The following is a 15,554-nucleotide window of genomic DNA, read 5'->3' as shown; positions in this document are numbered from 1 at the left end:
AGAACACGTGACGGTTTCGCATTTTCGCGACGAAAATCTCGGCCCCGCGCCGCACGACACGGAGGTAATCGGGACATAAGCGCCACTAAGGCATGGTCAGCTTTGTACCCGCGCGCGGCACTTCCATACACGCTTCCGCGGCCGCGGTCACAGACAGAGGTCAGTGGCTCGAGGTGGCCGGGCGCAGCGGAGTCTTCTCCGGGCGGCACGACTCGGCGGTCGTGTGGTGATGTTGCGGCTCGGCGTACCGGGTCAGGCCGATCACGGCGACCAGCGTGAGGACGAAACCGAGCGCGCCCAGCCAGCCCCGGCCCGGGTGGATCTGATCGCCCAGCAGGAGCAGGCCGACGACCGCGGCCGGGACGGCGCCACCGGCGTCCATGGCGGCCACGGCGGCCGTGGTGGAGCCGCGCTGCATGGCCAGCCCCAGCAGCAACTGGCCGACGAGCGAGTGCACGACCAGCAGGTAGAGCAGCGGATTGGCGAAGAAGCCACCGACCGAGTGCTCGTTGGCCAGCGGGCGGGCGGCGATCGCGGCGGCCGAGAACCCCACACCGGCCAGCGAGCCCAGCACGACAGAACCGAGCGCGCCCTGAAGCCGTACGGCAAAAAAGCCCAAAGCGGCGATCACCAGGACCGTCAGGGCCAGCATGGCGACGGCGAAAGCGCCCAGCGGGCGCGCCGGCGCCGGTTTCGCCGAGTGGACCAGGCCGGCGATGCCGACCAGCAGCAGCGCCAGCAGGCCGATCTCGGCGACCGGCAGCGACCACTTCAGCAGCAGCACACCCAGCAGCGCGGTCACGCCGAGCCCGGCGGCGACACTCGCCTGGACCAGGAAGAGCGGAAGATCCTCACGGGCCAGGAACGCCAGGACGAAGCCGAGCACCTGGCAGCCGAGGCCCACCAGGTAGGTGCGCTGACCGGCCAGCCGCACCAGCAGGCCCGGGTCGAAGGTGTGGTGCACGGTCGTACGGGTCGCGGCCGCCGACTGCAGCAGGTTAGCCACCCCGTACGCCAGAATCATGGCGATGAGGAAGAGCCAGCCCGAGGACACCACGTGACGCACGATAGACCAGCGATGGCCCGGGTTCAGCTCTTCGGGGCGCATTGCCGGTGAGGGTGCCCGGCCCGTCACTGAGGGCTACCGGGCCCGCGGCTACCTGATCTTCGGCGTCAAAGCGGTCAGAACGGTCTCGTGCAGCGGCCCGTTCGTGGCGATCACCGAGGACTTGTCGGCCGGCGCCCGCCCGGCCAGGTCGGTGACGGTACCCCCGGCCTCGGTGATGATCGGAATGAGCGCGGCCATGTCCCACAGCGACAGCTCCGGCTCGACCATGACGTCGAGCGCACCCTCGGCCAGCAGCATGTATCCGTAGAAGTCGCCGTAGGCCCGGCTGCGCCACGAGGCCAGGCTCAGATCGACGACGTTCTGCAGCAGCCCGACATCCGACCAGCCGGAGAGGCTGGCGAAGCAGAAACTGGCGTCGGCCATCCGCCGGACCCCCGACACCCCGATCCGGGTGGCGGCGTGCTGGTGCTTTCCCGCGTACGACCCATGGCCGCGCGCACCCCACCACCGCCGGCCCAGAGCTGGGGCCGAGACGAGACCGGCCACCGGCGTGTCCCCCTCGAGCAGCGCGATCAGCGTGGCCCAGACGGGCACCCCGCGCACGAAGTTCTTCGTCCCGTCGATCGGATCGATGACCCACCGGCGGGTGCCCGGCCCGGCCGCCGCCTCGGTGGGCCCGAACTCCTCACCCAGCACGGCGTCGCGTGGACGGGCTCGGCCCAGCGTCGACCGGATCGCCTGCTCGACGGCGGTGTCGGCGTCCGACACCGGGGTCAGGTCGGGCTTGGACTCGACCCGAAGGTCGAGCGCCCGGAACCGCCCCATCGAAATCGAGTCGGCGGTGTCCGCCAGCATGTGGGCGAGAGCGAGATCGTCGGCATAGCCAGCCATGCCGGAACGCTATCCGATCCCCGCCGCACCCGGCCTGTGAGTCTCAGACCGGGTGGTTCTGCACGGTGTCGTCGTCGGGCGGGGTGTCCCGCCCGTCGGGCTCGCCGGCCCGGGAGGCCAGCAGCCGGCGGTACGAGGCGAGGCGGCGCGGGTCGGCTTTGCCCTCGGCCACCCACGTGTCCAGGCGACAGCCGGCGTCGGCCGCGGTGTGCCCGCAGTTCGGCTGGTCGTCCAGAGTGCCCTCGACCAGGTCGGGGAAGCCGTGCAGCAGGCTCTCGGCGCTGACGTGGGCCAGCCCGAAACTGCGGATGCCCGGCGTGTCGATGATCCAGCCCGGATCCTTGCGGGAGCGCCCCACCGGCGGCAGGCGCAGCGCGACCGCGCTGGTCGAGGTGTGCCGGCCCTTGCCGATGGCGCTGACCGCGCCGACCGCCCGCAGCGCGTCCGGCACCAGGCGGTTGACCAGCGTGGACTTGCCGACCCCGGAGTGGCCGACCAGAACCGAGATGTTCCCGGCCAGGCGCTTGCGCACGTCGCCGAGGTCGCTGTCGGGGCGGACCAGCACGTACGGCAGATCAAGCTCCGCGTAGTAGTCGAGCACCGCCTCCGGACCGGCCAGATCGGCCTTGGTCAGGCACAGCAGCGGTTCGATGTCGGCGTCGTAGGCCGCCACCAGGCAGCGGTCGATGAAGCCGGTACGCGGCGGCGGATCGGCGAGCGCGCTCACGATGACCAGCTGGTCGGCGTTGGCCACCACGACCCGTTCGAGGCGCCCCTCGGGGGTGGTGTCGTCGTCGTCGGCCGTGCGCCGCAGCACCGAGGTGCGCTCGGCGATGCGCACGATGCGGGCCAGGGCGCCGGGCGCCCCGGTGACGTCGCCGACCAGGGCCACCCGGTCGCCCACGACCACCGACTTGCGGCCCAGCTCGCGCGCGCGCATAGCGGTGATCACGGGGCTGTCCGGCGGCGCGTCGGTCACCACGCAGCCGTACCGGCCACGATCCACGGTGATCACCAGGGCGTCGACGGCATCGTCGTGTTTGGGCCGGGTCCGGGTACGCGGACGCGACGAACGGCCCGGACGGATCCGGACGTCGTCCTCGTCGTACTCCCGCTTGCGCGCAGGCAGGTTCAGCTCCTCGCCACGAGTCCCGCCCAGAGTTCGGGGAACTCGGGCAACGTCTTCGACGTACACGCTACGTCGGTGAGGGCAATGCCCGGGACAGCGAGGCCCATAACCGCCGCCGCGTGCGCCATCCGGTGATCCGCGTACGTCTCGAAGCTCGACGCCCGCGGCGCCCCCGGCACGATCCGCAGCCCGTCGGGGAACTCGGTAACATCGGCCCCGGCCTTGCCCAGCTCGGCCGCGAGGGCGGCGATGCGGTCGGTCTCGTGCCCGCGGATGTGCGCCACACCGCGCAGCTCGGAGGGCCCGTCGGCCAGCGTGGCCAGGGCGGCGACCACCGGCGTGAGCTCGCTGACCTCGGACAGGTCGGCGGTGATTCCGCGCAGCGAGCCGGTGCCCCGCACGGTCAGCCCCTCGGCGGACTGGATCACCTCGGCCCCGAGCGCGGTCAGCAGCTCGGTGACCCGCCCGACCGGCTGCCAGCTCTCGGCCGGCCACCCGGCGAGCGTGATCGAGCCCCCGGTCACCATGGCCGCGGCGAAGAAAGGAGCAGCCCCGGAAAGATCAGGTTCGATCACCCACGTACGCCCCCGCAGAACCCCCGGCTCAACGGCCCACACATCGGGCACACTCTCGTCGACCACGGCCCCGGCGGCCCGCAGCATGTGCGTCGTCATGCGCAGATGCGGCGCGGACGGCACCGGCGGCCCCTCATGACGAAGCCGCAGCCCCTTGGTGAACCGGGGCGCGGACAGCAGCAGCCCCGAGACGAACTGACTGGACCCGGAAGCGTCGATGACAGCCTCGCCGCCCTCGACAAGCCCGGCCCCGCGCACGGTCAGCGGCAGCCCACCGCTCGCGGAAGCCTCGATCGCCACCCCGAGAGCCCGAAGCGCCTCGACAATCGGCCGCAGCGGCCGGTTACGAGCATGCGGATCGCCGTCGAACTCGACAACACCCTCAGCCAGCGCCGCCGCCGGAGGCAGAAACCGCATGATCGTGCCGGCCAGTCCGACATCGACACGCGCGGGCCCCCGCAGCGGCCCCGGCTCGACCACCCAGCGCTCGTCAGAACTCGTGTCGACCCCGACCCCGAGAGCGCGAAGCCCCGCCGCCATGAGCTCGGTGTCACGCGCCCGCAGCGGCCGCTCCACCACGGACGGCTCACCGGCCAGCGCGGCCAGAACCAGCGCCCGCGCCGTCATCGACTTGGAGCCGGGCAGACGAACAACACCACTGACCGCGCCAGAAGCGGTCGGGGCAAGCCAGGGGCGAGCTTGAGCAGTCACGCGGCTATTCTGCCCGCCCCCACCGACAATCCCCCGCAGGCTCCCGCCGGCCGAGACGCCAACCTTCCGCCGAAAGCGCTCGTGCGGCGCCGTCCGCGTCGCCCGAGCGCCACCGGCGTCCGAGCGTCGTCCGGTGCTCGAGCGCCGTGTGCTTGGACATCCCATGCGCAGCGCCGCGTTCCTGGATCCCCTGCCCAGGCGTCTCGTGTCCGAGCGCCGCGTGTCCGAGCGCCGCGTGTCCGTGCCCTGCGTGTCCGTGCCCCGCGTGTCGGTGCCCCGCGTGTCGGTGCCCCGCGTGTCCGTGCCCCGCGTGTCTGGGCCTTCCACGCTCGACGTCGCGCTTCCAGGCGTCGCCTGTTCGAGCGTCGTGTGTCCGCCCGACCCCACGCTCGATCGCGTCGGGCCGGTTCGCACTGCCCCCGGGCCTCCCGGCGCGAGTATGCCCAAGCGCGCTGAGCTCGCCCGCCGCCTTGGCCGTCCCGAGGGAGCTCGCCCGCACAGTGCCCGCCCACCCAAGGGGGAACCCCCGCTGGTCAGTCTTCCGGAGGGCTGCGTGATCGTGTCGGTGGGCTGTGGATAACCGCGTTTCTGTGGATGGCGATGTGCCATGTCGGTGACGGGGCGGGGCGCGGGGCCGCGGAAGGCGGCCGGAAGGCGTACCGTTTCGGGCCATGTGCGGGCGGTACGCGACGACGCGGAGCGAAGCCGACCTCAGCGATCTCTTCGAGGCCGTCAATGTGGCTGAGACGCTGGGGCCGAGCTGGAACGTCGCTCCGACCGACCCGGTGCCTGTCGTGCGCGTGTCGCAGACCCGTGAGGCTCGCGTTCTCGACGCGGCGCGCTGGGGGTTCGTGCCGCCGTGGGCCAAGGATCTGCGGGCCGGCGCTCGGATGATCAATGCTCGTTCGGAGACGGTGGCCACCTCCCCGGCCTTTGCCTCCTCCTTCGCCAAGCGGCGCTGTCTGGTGCCGGCCGACGGCTGGTTCGAGTGGGTACGTGACGGCAAGCAGCGCCAGGCGTACTACATGACGCCGGTCGACGGGTCCCCGCTCGCTTTCGCCGGCATCTGGTCGGCTTGGGGGCCGGAGTCGGTGGTGACATGCAGCGTTCTGACGACGGCGGCGCTCGGTGGACTGGCCCGCGTGCACGACCGGATGCCGCTGATCCTGCCCCGCGAGCGCTGGGCCGACTGGCTCGCCGGCGGCGGGGACGCCGCTGAGCTGCTCACTCCGCTTGCGGTGGGTGAGCTGGAGAAGATCGAGGTTCGTGCGGTACGCCCGGACGTCGGCAACGTACGCAACAACGGTCCCCACCTGCTCGACCCGCCGGTGGAGCCGGCGCGCCAGGCCGCCCCGGCGGAGCAGACGCTCTTCTGACGAGCCCGGCCGGCCGCCCCGCCGCCGCTCGCCGTGCGGAGCGTAGCCGCAAGGGCTGGGCGGCGCCGCTCGAGGCCCGGAAAAGCGCCGCTTAAGGGCCGAAAGGCACCCCGTTAGGGCTGGGAGGGCGCCGGGCGGGGGCTGGGAGGGCGCCAGGCGGGGGCTGGGGGCGCCAGGCGGGGGCTGGGGGCGCCAGGCGGGGGCTGCAAGAGCGCCAGGCGGGGACTGCAAGAGCGCCAGGCGGGGACTGCAAGAGCGCCAGGCGGGGACTGCAAGAGCGCCAGGCGAGGGCTGCAAGAGCGCCAGGCGAGGGCTGGAGGAGCGCCAGGCGAGGGCTGGAGGGGCCAGGCGACGGCTAAGAGGGCGCTGGAGCGAGGGCTGAAGGCCGCCGAGTGGGGTCGCGGGAAGCGGTGGGAGCGGTCCCATGGCGCGACCTCGAAAAGGGCGACCGGTCGGTAACGATTACCTGGGAGTGGGGTAGATCAACAGGACGATTGGTGGGTTAATGTCTGCATTTTTTACTGGCAACTTTGTTTCAAGATAGATAAGGCCCTTGTTCTGATCTCTTCGCCTGCGATACAAAACTGCGCCGGAGTGGTGCTGGTTCGCACGGTGCGGACTGGTTGCCATACGCATGACCGGTCCCACGGGGGAGGTGGGCTCATGACACGGGCACGTATGCCGCGTCCACATGAAGTTGCCATCGCGCGACGCGATCCTCGGCTGATCGAGGCCATTCGCGAGCGGCGCACCGACGAAGCCTGGCGGACACGCGGCGCCTGCCGTTCCGTCGATCCGGAAACGTTTTTTCCCGCGCCCAACGAGCCGTCCGAAGGGGCGGTCTCGCTCTGCGGTACCTGCACTGTCCAGGGTCCTTGCCTGGCCTGGGCGCTGCAGGTCGGCGACTGCCACGGCGTCTGGGGCGGCACCACACCGCGCGAGCGCCGGGCGATGCTGGTGGCCTGGCGGGAACGGGTCGGGCCGGACGGCGAAGGCGTCGACGACGAGCCGGACGAGGAAGACCGCAGGTTGCTGACCCTCTTACCGGTGATGCCGGTGAGCCGCTGATTACATAGGGGCTGTGACCAGCTCCGAAATCGAGACACCGCGCGGGCCGGCCGGCCTTCGGATCACCGAACCGGCCGGTTCGCCCGTCAGCCTGCTCGTTCTGGGCCACGGCGCGGGCGGCGGTGTCGACGCGCCCGACCTGATCGCCGTGCACGACGCGGCTGTCGCTTCGGGGGTACGGGTGGCGCTCGTGACCCAGCCCTACCGGGTCGCCGGCCGTCGCGCGCCCGCGCCCGCCGGTCAGCTCGACGAGGCGTGGACCGCCGTCGTGCGGACACTGCGCACGGGCGTACCGCAAATTCCTTTGATCGTCGGCGGAAGGTCCAGCGGCGCGCGAGTCGCCTGCCGCACCGCGACCACCCTCGAGGCCGCGGCCGTACTGTGCCTCGCTTTTCCTCTGCACCCGCCGGGCAAGCCCGACAAGACCCGCGCCGGCGAGCTGCCCGTGGGCGTGCCGACCCTGGTCCTCAACGGTGACCGAGATCCCTTCGGGGTGCCGCGGCCGGCACCCGGCGTCGAGGTGATCGTTCGGCCGGGCGCCACCCACGACCTGCGCAAAGACGTCAAGACGACGGCCGAGCTGGCAATCGGGTGGCTGCGCCGTCGCGGGTGGGCCAATTGAGGATCTGGCCGCCACCAAAGTCGCGCTGCGCCCTCGACAACGACCTCCCGGGGCGAAGTGCCCGCCGAGCGGAGCGAGGCCAGCCAGCCCAGCAGGGAATGCAAGTTGCGCCTTCGCGGTTGTACGGCTCGGAGCTTGTACGTCGGAAGGGGTAAATGAGGTGCGAGCCGGAACCGACTTCCTCGAGCGCGAGGGCGCGGAGGTGACTCGGGTGCGGGATCTGCTGGATTCCCCCGAGTGGCCGGCCACGCAACCCGCCTCTCTATCGGTGAGTGTCAGCACACCGGCGGTTTTCGAAGCCGCTGATGGGGCACTACCCGTATCCTCGGCGGGGCGGTCGAGGGGAGAGCTCAGGGTGGCCCAGACAGAACGGACCGAGGAGCGCCGGGCGCGCTTCGAGCGGGACGCGTTGCCTTTTGTGGACCAGTTGTACGCGGCTGGTCTGCGGATGACGCGTAATCCCGCGGACGCCGAGGACCTTGTTCAGGAGACCTACCTGAAGGCGTTCTCCGCGTTCCACCAGTTCGAGGAGGGCACCAACCTCAAGGCTTGGCTGTACCGCATCCTCACGAACACGTATATCAACTCTTATCGGCGTAAGCAGCGTCAGCCGGTGCAGGCTCCCACCGAGGAGATCACCGACTGGCAGCTCGCCTCGTCGGAGTCGCACACGTCGGCGGGCCTGCGGTCGGCCGAGACCGAGGCGCTGGACCGGCTGCCGGACAGCGACATCAAGGAAGCTCTCCAGGCTCTGCCCGAGGACTTCCGTTTGGCCGTCTACCTCGCTGATGTCGAGGGTTTCTCGTACAAGGAGATCGCCGACATCATGGGCACGCCGATCGGCACCGTCATGTCTCGTCTGCACCGTGGCCGGCGCAACCTGCGCAAGACCCTGGAGCGGTACGCCGTCGACCGGGGCATCACCCGGACCGCTTCGGAACCGCAGGAGGCGTGAACCGATGAGCGGCCACGACGACGAGCACGACACCGATTGCGGCATCGTCCTCTCCGAGGTGTACCTCTACCTCGACCTGGAGTGCAGTGAGGACCGGCGGACGCTGATCCAGAAGCACCTGGACGACTGCGACGGCTGCCTGCGGGAGTACGGCATCGAGCACGAGGTGAAGGCCCTGGTCTCCCGCTGCTGCGGCGACGAGAAGGCCCCGCGCGAGCTGCGCGACCGCCTGCGTATCAAGCTCGACCAGCTCGAGGTGCAGGTGGAGACGCGGGAGTACCTCCCGTAAGACGACACGAAAATGAGCCCCGCAGCAACGCTGCGGGGCTCATTTTTGCTCTGAGCGCGACCGAAGTCGCATTGCGCCCGTCGGTGTCGAGGGCGCCGAAAACGGTTAGGCGCAGCCGAGGCCGTTTTCGGTGGCCTCGACACCGACCTCTTGGGGCGCAATGCCCGCCGAGCGGAGCGAGGCCAGCCAGCTCAGCTGTTGGGGCGCTTGCCGTGGTTGGCGCTGCTCTTCTTACGGGCCTTCTTCTTACGGGCCTTCTTAGCCATGGTGAGACTCCTGTCGGTGCGGTGTTTCCCGCGTCGATCGTAGTCGGGCCGCTTCCGTGGTTTGATGACCCCACCTAAGCCCACGAAGCGAGGAGGATTACCGATGGCCGACGAGATCCGGGCCGAGATGGTGGCGAACGTGTGGAAGGTCGTGGCCTCCGCCGGTGACACCGTCGCCGAGGGTGACACCCTGGTGATCCTCGAGTCGATGAAGATGGAGATCCCCGTCCTGGCCGAGTCGGAGGGCACGGTGGCCGAGCTGGCCGTGCACGAGGGCGACGTCGTCCAGGAGGGTGACCTCATAGCGGTTATCGCTGCCTGAACGACCACTTCAGGAGCAGGCGGTTGCGGCCGCGTGGGCGGGGGACCACCGGGACCCTGGTCATCGCGGCCGCGAGCTGACGGGTCGAGCGGTCGAGGCCGGGCGTGGCCAGCGCCAGTTCGGCCACCGAGCGGGCGCCGGGCCGGGACGCGACCTCGCTGAGCCGGGCCGTCACGACGCCGGCCACGTCGTCGCGGGCGGCCGGGTCGATCCAGGCCGCCACGATCATGGCGAACAGGGCCGCCTCGGTCACCCGATCGAGGCCGCCGTCGAGCAGTTCGAGCAGGCGCCGCCGGCGGGCCGAGTCGAGCCAGGGCTCCTCGGTGCCGTGGTGCAGCAGGCCGAGGCAGGCCCAGATCTCGGCCGCGGCCACGTCGGCCGGTGGGTGGGCCAGCAGGGCCGTCAGGTCCCCGGGGGTCAGCATGATCAGCGGGACGGCCGCGTCGTACGCCGCCGACGGGTGCGACCAGGAGAGGGCGGCCACCTGGCGCAGGCGGCGGACCGCCTCGTCCGAGGGTTCGGCGCCGGAGGCGACGTGGCCGCGTGGTAGCGGGGCGGCCGCCGGGGCGCCGCCGAGCCAGGGCGTGTCCCGGCAGCAGTCGCCGAGATCGCTGTGCTCGTGGGACTCGTCGGGGTGGTCGCGGATGTAGTCGGCCAGGCGGACCAGGTGCATGAGGTCGCCGTCGGCGCGGTAGCGCAGCCGGTGGGCCGTGTGCACCGCGCAGTCGTACTCGGGGTCGCGTTCGAGCGCCCGGTCGACCCAGCTCAGCGCGTCCTCGAGGCGGCCGTTGTCGGCCAGGGTGCCGGCGATGTCGGCGTACACCGAAAGGTCGTCGGGGTCGTGGGCGACCGCGCGGCGCAGCGCCGCGAGCGCCTCGGGGAGCCGACCGGCGCTGCGGTAGGCGTACCCGAGCCAGATCTCGCCGAGCTTGGACGGGCGGACCCGGGCGCCGCGGGCGGCCCAGTCGACGGCCAGGTCGTGTTCGCCGACCCGGCGGGCCAGGGCCGAGCCGGCGCCGAGCAGCATCGCGTGTTCGGGGTAGGCGGCGATCGCGTGCCGCACCACGGTCAGGTAGGGGCGCAGGGTGGGCGGGGCCGGTTCGCCCACCCGGGTGCAGAGGCGCATGAGAATCTGGGCGAGCAGGCCGGGTTCGATGCGCACGCCCAGGGCGGGCTCGGCGACCCAGGGCACGCCGGCCCAGTCGGCCGCGGGCGCGTGCCCGCTCGCGGCGGTGAGCAAGGGCAGGCCGTCCTCGGGGCGGCCGGCGGCGGCGAGCAGGTGGGCGCGGGCGGCGAGCCGGCCGGCCGACGTGTGCGGGCCGACCTGGAAGAGGTCGAGGCCGCCGCCGGGGCGGGCGGCCAGCCTGCTCAGCAGTTCGTGGACCTCGGGGAGCGCCGGCGCGTGGGCCAGGGCCCCGGCGAGGTGATCGGCGGCTTTCTCCGGCTCCTCGCGCGCCAGAGCCGATCGTGCCTGCTCAAGTGCGCGGTCGGCCGCACGGCGTACATCCACGGTGCAGAACAGTAGGCGATACGGGCGAGTATGTCAGCAGGCGTGTGATGCGCATTAGTGCGCGAAACGTTGACTATCTAAGCTGTTTCTTGCAAGACTGCGCATCGATTGCGCGATAGATGCTCATCAGGGGAGGAACACGTGACACAGCGAGGCCAGGGGATGGCGGCGGACATCGCGGAACAACCGGGCGGATTCGCTCGGCTGATCGGTGGTGAACACGCGGCCGGCATCGCCGAGGTGGCCGCCGAGGTGGCCCGCCGCAAGCCGCGCAACGTGGTGTTCGTGGGCCGGGGCACCTCCGACCACGCGGCGCTGTACGGCGCGTACCTCACCGAGATCCGCCTCGGCCTGCCGGTGGCCAGCGCCTCGCCGAGCGCGATCACGCTGTACGGCGCGCGGCCCGACTTCGCCGGCACCCTCGTCGTCGGGGTCAGCCAGAGCGGCGGCTCGCCCGACCTCACCGGCGTGCTCCAGACCGCCCGCGAGACCGGCGGCCTCACCCTCGCGGTGACCAACAACCCGTCGTCGCCGCTGGCCCAGGCGGCCGAGCTCTCGATCGACGTGGCGGCCGGCCACGAGCGGGCGGTCGCGGCCACCAAGACGTACACCGCCGAACTTCTCGCCCTGCTGATGCTCGTCGAGGGCATCCGGTCCGGCGACGGCCGCCTGCCCGACGAGGAACGCGCCGCGCTGGACAAGCTGCCCCAGCTGGCCGAGGACGCGCTCGGCGACCCGGCCGCCGACGACCTGGCGCAGCGCTACCGGTTCGCCTCCCGGATGGTCACGACCGGGCGTGGGTACGCCTATCCGACCGCTCGCGAGGCCGCCCTCAAGCTCATGGAGACCTCGTACCTGCCCGCGCTCTCCTTCTCGGGCGCCGACCTGCTGCACGGGCCGCTGGCCATGACCGACCCCGACGTGCCGGTGCTGGCCGTGGTCGGTGACGGCCCCGGCGGCCGGTCGATGCGCGACGTGGTCACCCGGCTCGCCGAGCGCCGGGCCGACGTGGTGACGGTCGGCGCGACCGACGTGACCGGCGCCTCGGGGCGGCTGGCGGTGCCCGCGGTGACCGACGAGCGCTACAGCGCCCTGCTCGACATCCTGCCGCTGCAGAAGCTCGCGCTCGCCCTGGCGCTCGCCCGCGGCGAGGACCCGGACGCGCCGCGGGGCTTGAAGAAGGTCACGACGACCCTTTAAAGAAATATGGACGTGGAAAGCTTGTGCCGTGTCCACGTTGCGTGATCTGGCCGAGGAGCACACCTCCCTCGGCCCAGCCGACATCGACCACCTGCACCGGCTCGCGGGTGACTGGCAGCTGCTGTCCGACCTCTCCTTCGCCGACCTGCTGCTCTGGGTGCCGGTGAAGCGGGAGGACGGGCAGCCGCGCGAATACCTGTGCGTGGCCCAGGTGCGCCCGAACAGCGCGCCCACCGCGTACCAGGACGACCAGGTCGGCAAGATCGTCGGTGGCCCCGAGGTCGCACACCTCGACATCGCCTTCACCCAGGAACGGATCTGGCGGGAGGGCGACCCCGTCTGGTACGGCGACACGCCGGCCCGCCACGAGGCCATTCCCGTCCGGCTGCGCGACGACAACGGCCGTGAGGAGGGCTGGAGCCAGGTCATCGCGGTGATCGGCCGGGACACCAACCTCTCCACCGCGCGCACGCCCAGCCAGCTCGAGCTCAATTACCTGACCACCGCCGACGACCTGGCCCAGATGGTCGCCGACGGCACCTTCCCGCCGCCGCGGCACCCGGGGGAGACCACCTCGGCCCCGCGCGTCGGCGACGGCCTGGCCCGGCTCGACGCCGGTGGCAAGGTGACCTACGCCAGCCCGAACGCGCAGTCGGCGTTCCGCCGGCTCGGCTTCAACGCGCATCTCGTGGGCGAGGAGCTGTCGAACCTGATCAGCCGGCTCGCGGCCGACCCGCTGGAGGGCAACGACGCGGCCGAGCGGATCCTGGCCGCCCTGCGCGGCGAGTTCCCGCCCCGCCAGGAGGTCGAGGCGCGCGGCGCCACCGTGCTCACCCGCGCCCTGCCTCTGCTGCCGGCCGGCGTCCCGATCGGCGCGCTGGTGCTGGTCCGCGACGTGACCGAGGTCCGCCGCCGGGACCGCGCGCTGATGACCAAGGACGCGACCATCCGGGAGATCCACCACCGGGTCAAGAACAACCTGCAGACGGTGGCCGCCCTGCTGCGGCTCCAGGCCCGCCGGGTGGACGCGCCCGAGGCCCGGATGGCATTGCAGGAGTCGGTACGCCGGGTCGCCTCGATCGCGCTGGTGCACGAGACGCTGTCGATGTCGAGCGACGAGGCGGTCGAGTTCGACGGCATCGTCGACCGGGTGGCGACCGCGGCGGCCGAGGTGGCGGCGACCAGCATCCAGGTCAAGATGCGCCGCGAGGGCACGTTCGGGGTGCTGCCGGCCGAGATCGCCACGTCGCTGGTGATGGTGCTCAACGAGCTGCTGATCAACGCGGTCGAGCACGGCTTCCCGGCCGACGAGGACGAGAACGGGGAGCCCGAGCCGCCCGGTCCGGAGACCGGCGAGGTGGTGGTGTCGGCGCACCGGTTCCGCAAGCAGCTGCACGTCACGGTGGCCGACAACGGGCAGGGACTGCCCGAGGGTTTCGCGGCCGACGCCGGGGGGCGGCTCGGCCTGCAGATCGTGCGCGCGCTGGCCACGGGCGAGCTGCGCGGCAGCATTGAGCTGCGCAATCGCGCCGGCGGCGGCACCGAAGCCGTACTGGTGGTGCCGCTCGGGAAAAGGTGATCTATGCGGCGTGACACATTCTCGAAATCTGGACCACACTGGCCCAGAATGGCCGGGCGTGAGAGGCTAGCCCACATGACCGCCGCAGTTGACCGCCGCTTCGTGGCCCGCCGCCACGTTGACTACGGGCGTGTCCGCAGCGCGATGTGTCCGGGTTCCTGACGCCACCCGATTTGTGTTCCGGGTGCGCGAGACGCCCCGGCCACTCCTGACACCGAAGTCGCGAGTCCACCACAACGGCCGAAGCGTCCTCCCGCGCCCACCCTAGCCCGGAGGACCGCCGACATGGCGCCCAGCAGCACACCCGCAGGCCCGGCCGCCCGTCCCCGCAAGGCGCGCGGCGAGGGTCAGTGGGCGCTCGGACACCGTGAGCCGCTCAACCCCAACGAGCGGATGAAGAAGGACGACAACCCGCTCCACGTTCGCGCCCGCATCGAGAACATCTACGCCAAGGGCGGGTTCGCCTCGATCGACCCGCAGGACCTGCGCGGCCGGTTCCGCTGGTGGGGCCTGTACACCCAGCGCAAGGCGGGCATCGACGGCGGTCGTACGGCGGTGCTCGAGCCGCACGAGCTCGAGGACGAGTACTTCATGCTCCGCGTCCGGGTCGACGGCGGCGCGCTGAACCTGGCCCAGCTGCGCACCATCGCCGGCATCTCCCAGGAGTTCGGCCGCGACTCGGCCGACATCACCGACCGGCAGAACATCCAGCTGCACTGGATCCGGGTCGAGGACGTGCCGGAGATCTGGCGCCGGCTCGAGGCGGTCGGCCTGCAGACCACCGAGGCGTGCGGCGACTGCCCACGGGTCGTGCTGGGCTCGCCCGTGGCCGGCATCGCCCGCGACGAGGTCGTCGACGGCACGCCGGCCATCGACGAGATCCTGAAGCGCTACATCGGCGACGAGCGGTACTCCAACCTGCCCCGCAAGTTCAAGTCGCAGATCTCCTGGCTGGCCGACGGGCCGTACGAGACCAACGACATCTCCTTCGTCGGCGTCGTCCACCCGCAGCACGGCCCCGGCTTCGACCTGTGGGTCGGCGGCGGCCTGTCCACCAACCCGCGGCTGGCCGAGCGCCTCGGCGTCTGGGTGCCGCTCGAGGAGATCCCGGACGTCTGGGAGGGCGTGGTCGGCATCTTCCGCGACTACGGCTACCGGCGGCTGCGCAACCGCGCCCGGCTGAAGTTCCTGCTGGCCGACTGGGGCGTGGCCAAGTTCCGCGAAATCCTCGAGAAGGAGTACCTGGGCCGGGCCCTGATCGACGGGCCGCCGCCGGAGCTGCCGGCCAAGCCGATCGACCACATCGGCGTGCACAAGCAGAACGACGGGCTCAACTACATCGGCGCCGCGCCGGTGGTCGGCCGGACGTCCGGCACCCAGCTGGCCCGGCTGGCCGACGTCGTCGAGGAGCACGGTTCCGATCGGGTACGCCTGACCGCGTACCAGAAACTCCTGGTCCTCGACATCGCCGACGACAAGGTCGAGCCGGCCATCGCGAAGCTGCGGGCCATCGGGCTCGAGGCCCGCCCGTCCGCGTGGCGGCGCGGCACGATGGCCTGCACCGGCATCGAGTACTGCAAGCTCGCCATCGTCGAGACCAAGGCGCGCGGCGAGGAGCTGGTGGCCCGGCTCGAGGAACGGCTCAAGGACTTCGACGCCGACATCTCGATCCACATCAACGGCTGCCCCAACGCGTGTGCCCGCACGCAGGTGGCCGACATCGGCCTCAAGGGCCAGCTCGTCATGAACTCCCACGGCGAGCAGGTCGAGGGCTTCCAGGTGCACCTCGGCGGCGGCCTCGGCATGGCGCAGGGGCAGACGTCCGGCTTCGGCCGCAAGCTGCGCGGCCTCAAGGCAACGGCGGAAGAGCTTCCGGGGTACGTCGAGAAGCTGGCCCGCAACTATCTCGGCGACCGGGAGTCGTCGGGGGAGACCTTCGCGACCTGGGTGCTCCGGGCCGACGAGGAGCTTCTGAAATGAGCGACGCCCGAT

14 protein-coding genes are annotated in these 15,554 nt (G+C 71.5%); 9 read left to right on the top strand and 5 right to left on the bottom strand.

Annotated features, from left to right (window positions below; translation table 11 throughout):
- Positions 1-160: 160 nt before the first annotated feature.
- The 4 genes from AB0C26_RS07515 to aroA form a co-directional block, all read right to left on the bottom strand.
- Positions 161-1,024 (bottom strand): hypothetical protein, encoded by an 864-nt coding sequence (locus tag AB0C26_RS07515; RefSeq protein WP_360243627.1) that lies wholly within the window; start codon positions 1,022-1,024, stop codon positions 161-163.
- A 132-nt stretch (positions 1,025-1,156) separates the two neighbouring features.
- Positions 1,157-1,960, bottom strand: coding sequence for a histidinol-phosphatase (hisN, locus tag AB0C26_RS07510; protein ID WP_360242992.1), 804 nt, complete (start codon positions 1,958-1,960; stop codon positions 1,157-1,159).
- Between the two features lie 43 nt (positions 1,961-2,003).
- A complete protein-coding gene (gene rsgA, locus AB0C26_RS07505; protein WP_360243624.1) occupies positions 2,004-3,089 on the bottom strand; it encodes a ribosome small subunit-dependent GTPase A in 1,086 nt (361 codons plus the stop codon).
- Between the two features lie 2 nt (positions 3,090-3,091).
- Positions 3,092-4,375 carry a 3-phosphoshikimate 1-carboxyvinyltransferase gene (gene aroA / locus AB0C26_RS07500; protein WP_360242989.1) on the bottom strand — a complete coding sequence of 428 codons (1,284 nt, stop codon included), beginning with the start codon at positions 4,373-4,375 and terminating at the stop codon, positions 3,092-3,094.
- 671 nt (positions 4,376-5,046) lie between these two features.
- Here aroA and AB0C26_RS07495 point away from each other — a divergent pair.
- From AB0C26_RS07495 to AB0C26_RS07470, 6 genes are all read left to right on the top strand, one after another.
- Positions 5,047-5,751, top strand: coding sequence for an SOS response-associated peptidase (locus tag AB0C26_RS07495; RefSeq protein ID WP_360242986.1), 705 nt, complete (start codon positions 5,047-5,049; stop codon positions 5,749-5,751).
- A 663-nt stretch (positions 5,752-6,414) separates the two neighbouring features.
- A complete protein-coding gene (locus AB0C26_RS07490; RefSeq protein WP_360242983.1) occupies positions 6,415-6,819 on the top strand; it encodes a WhiB family transcriptional regulator in 405 nt (134 codons plus the stop codon).
- Between the two features lie 13 nt (positions 6,820-6,832).
- Positions 6,833-7,441 carry an alpha/beta family hydrolase gene (locus AB0C26_RS07485; protein WP_360242980.1) on the top strand — a complete coding sequence of 203 codons (609 nt, stop codon included), beginning with the start codon at positions 6,833-6,835 and terminating at the stop codon, positions 7,439-7,441.
- 160 nt (positions 7,442-7,601) lie between these two features.
- Positions 7,602-8,396, top strand: coding sequence for a sigma-70 family RNA polymerase sigma factor (locus AB0C26_RS07480; protein ID WP_360242977.1), 795 nt, complete (start codon positions 7,602-7,604; stop codon positions 8,394-8,396).
- A 4-nt stretch (positions 8,397-8,400) separates the two neighbouring features.
- A complete protein-coding gene (rsrA, locus tag AB0C26_RS07475) occupies positions 8,401-8,685 on the top strand; it encodes a mycothiol system anti-sigma-R factor (protein ID WP_360242975.1) in 285 nt (94 codons plus the stop codon).
- A gap of 369 nt (positions 8,686-9,054) precedes the next feature.
- On the top strand, positions 9,055-9,273 hold the full coding sequence (locus tag AB0C26_RS07470; protein ID WP_203776786.1) for a biotin/lipoyl-binding carrier protein: 219 nt from the start codon (positions 9,055-9,057) through the stop codon (positions 9,271-9,273).
- On the opposite strand, the gene AB0C26_RS07465 is transcribed toward AB0C26_RS07470, so the two are convergent.
- Positions 9,260-10,732, bottom strand: a complete 1,473-nt coding sequence (locus AB0C26_RS07465) for a tetratricopeptide repeat protein (protein ID WP_360243621.1) — start codon at positions 10,730-10,732, stop codon at positions 9,260-9,262. The genes AB0C26_RS07470 and AB0C26_RS07465 overlap by 14 nt on opposite strands.
- Positions 10,733-10,945: 213 nt before the next feature.
- Here AB0C26_RS07465 and AB0C26_RS07460 point away from each other — a divergent pair, with 213 nt between their 5' ends.
- From AB0C26_RS07460 to AB0C26_RS07450, 3 genes are all read left to right on the top strand, one after another.
- The gene (locus AB0C26_RS07460; protein WP_360243618.1) at positions 10,946-11,983 is read left to right on the top strand and encodes an SIS domain-containing protein; all 1,038 of its coding nucleotides are present in this window, start codon (positions 10,946-10,948) and stop codon (positions 11,981-11,983) included.
- A gap of 28 nt (positions 11,984-12,011) precedes the next feature.
- Entirely contained in the window at positions 12,012-13,562 is a 1,551-nt protein-coding gene (locus AB0C26_RS07455) for a histidine kinase N-terminal domain-containing protein (RefSeq protein ID WP_360242971.1), read from the top strand.
- A gap of 285 nt (positions 13,563-13,847) precedes the next feature.
- Positions 13,848-15,542, top strand: coding sequence for a nitrite/sulfite reductase (locus AB0C26_RS07450; RefSeq protein ID WP_360242968.1), 1,695 nt, complete (start codon positions 13,848-13,850; stop codon positions 15,540-15,542).
- Positions 15,543-15,554 lie beyond the last annotated feature (12 nt).

The sequence above is a fragment of the Actinoplanes sp. NPDC048796 genome, assembly GCF_040650035.1.
GTDB lineage: Bacteria > Actinomycetota > Actinomycetes > Mycobacteriales > Micromonosporaceae > Actinoplanes.
This window is presented reverse-complemented; position numbering and strand designations above follow the sequence as displayed.

Bases quoted from the DNA above. Each gene is read 5' to 3' on its own strand.
- AB0C26_RS07515 (WP_360243627.1), bottom strand. From the start codon at position 1,024: ATGATTCTGGCGTACGGGGTGGCTAACCTGCTGCAGTCGGCGGCCGCG.
- hisN (WP_360242992.1), bottom strand. From the start codon at position 1,960: ATGGCTGGCTATGCCGACGATCTCGCTCTCGCCCACATGCTGGCGGAC.
- AB0C26_RS07495 (WP_360242986.1), top strand. From the start codon at position 5,047: ATGTGCGGGCGGTACGCGACGACGCGGAGCGAAGCCGACCTCAGCGAT.
- AB0C26_RS07490 (WP_360242983.1), top strand. From the start codon at position 6,415: ATGACACGGGCACGTATGCCGCGTCCACATGAAGTTGCCATCGCGCGA.
- rsrA (WP_360242975.1), top strand. From the start codon at position 8,401: ATGAGCGGCCACGACGACGAGCACGACACCGATTGCGGCATCGTCCTC.
- AB0C26_RS07470 (WP_203776786.1), top strand. From the start codon at position 9,055: ATGGCCGACGAGATCCGGGCCGAGATGGTGGCGAACGTGTGGAAGGTC.
- AB0C26_RS07460 (WP_360243618.1), top strand. From the start codon at position 10,946: ATGGCGGCGGACATCGCGGAACAACCGGGCGGATTCGCTCGGCTGATC.
- AB0C26_RS07450 (WP_360242968.1), top strand. From the start codon at position 13,848: ATGGCGCCCAGCAGCACACCCGCAGGCCCGGCCGCCCGTCCCCGCAAG.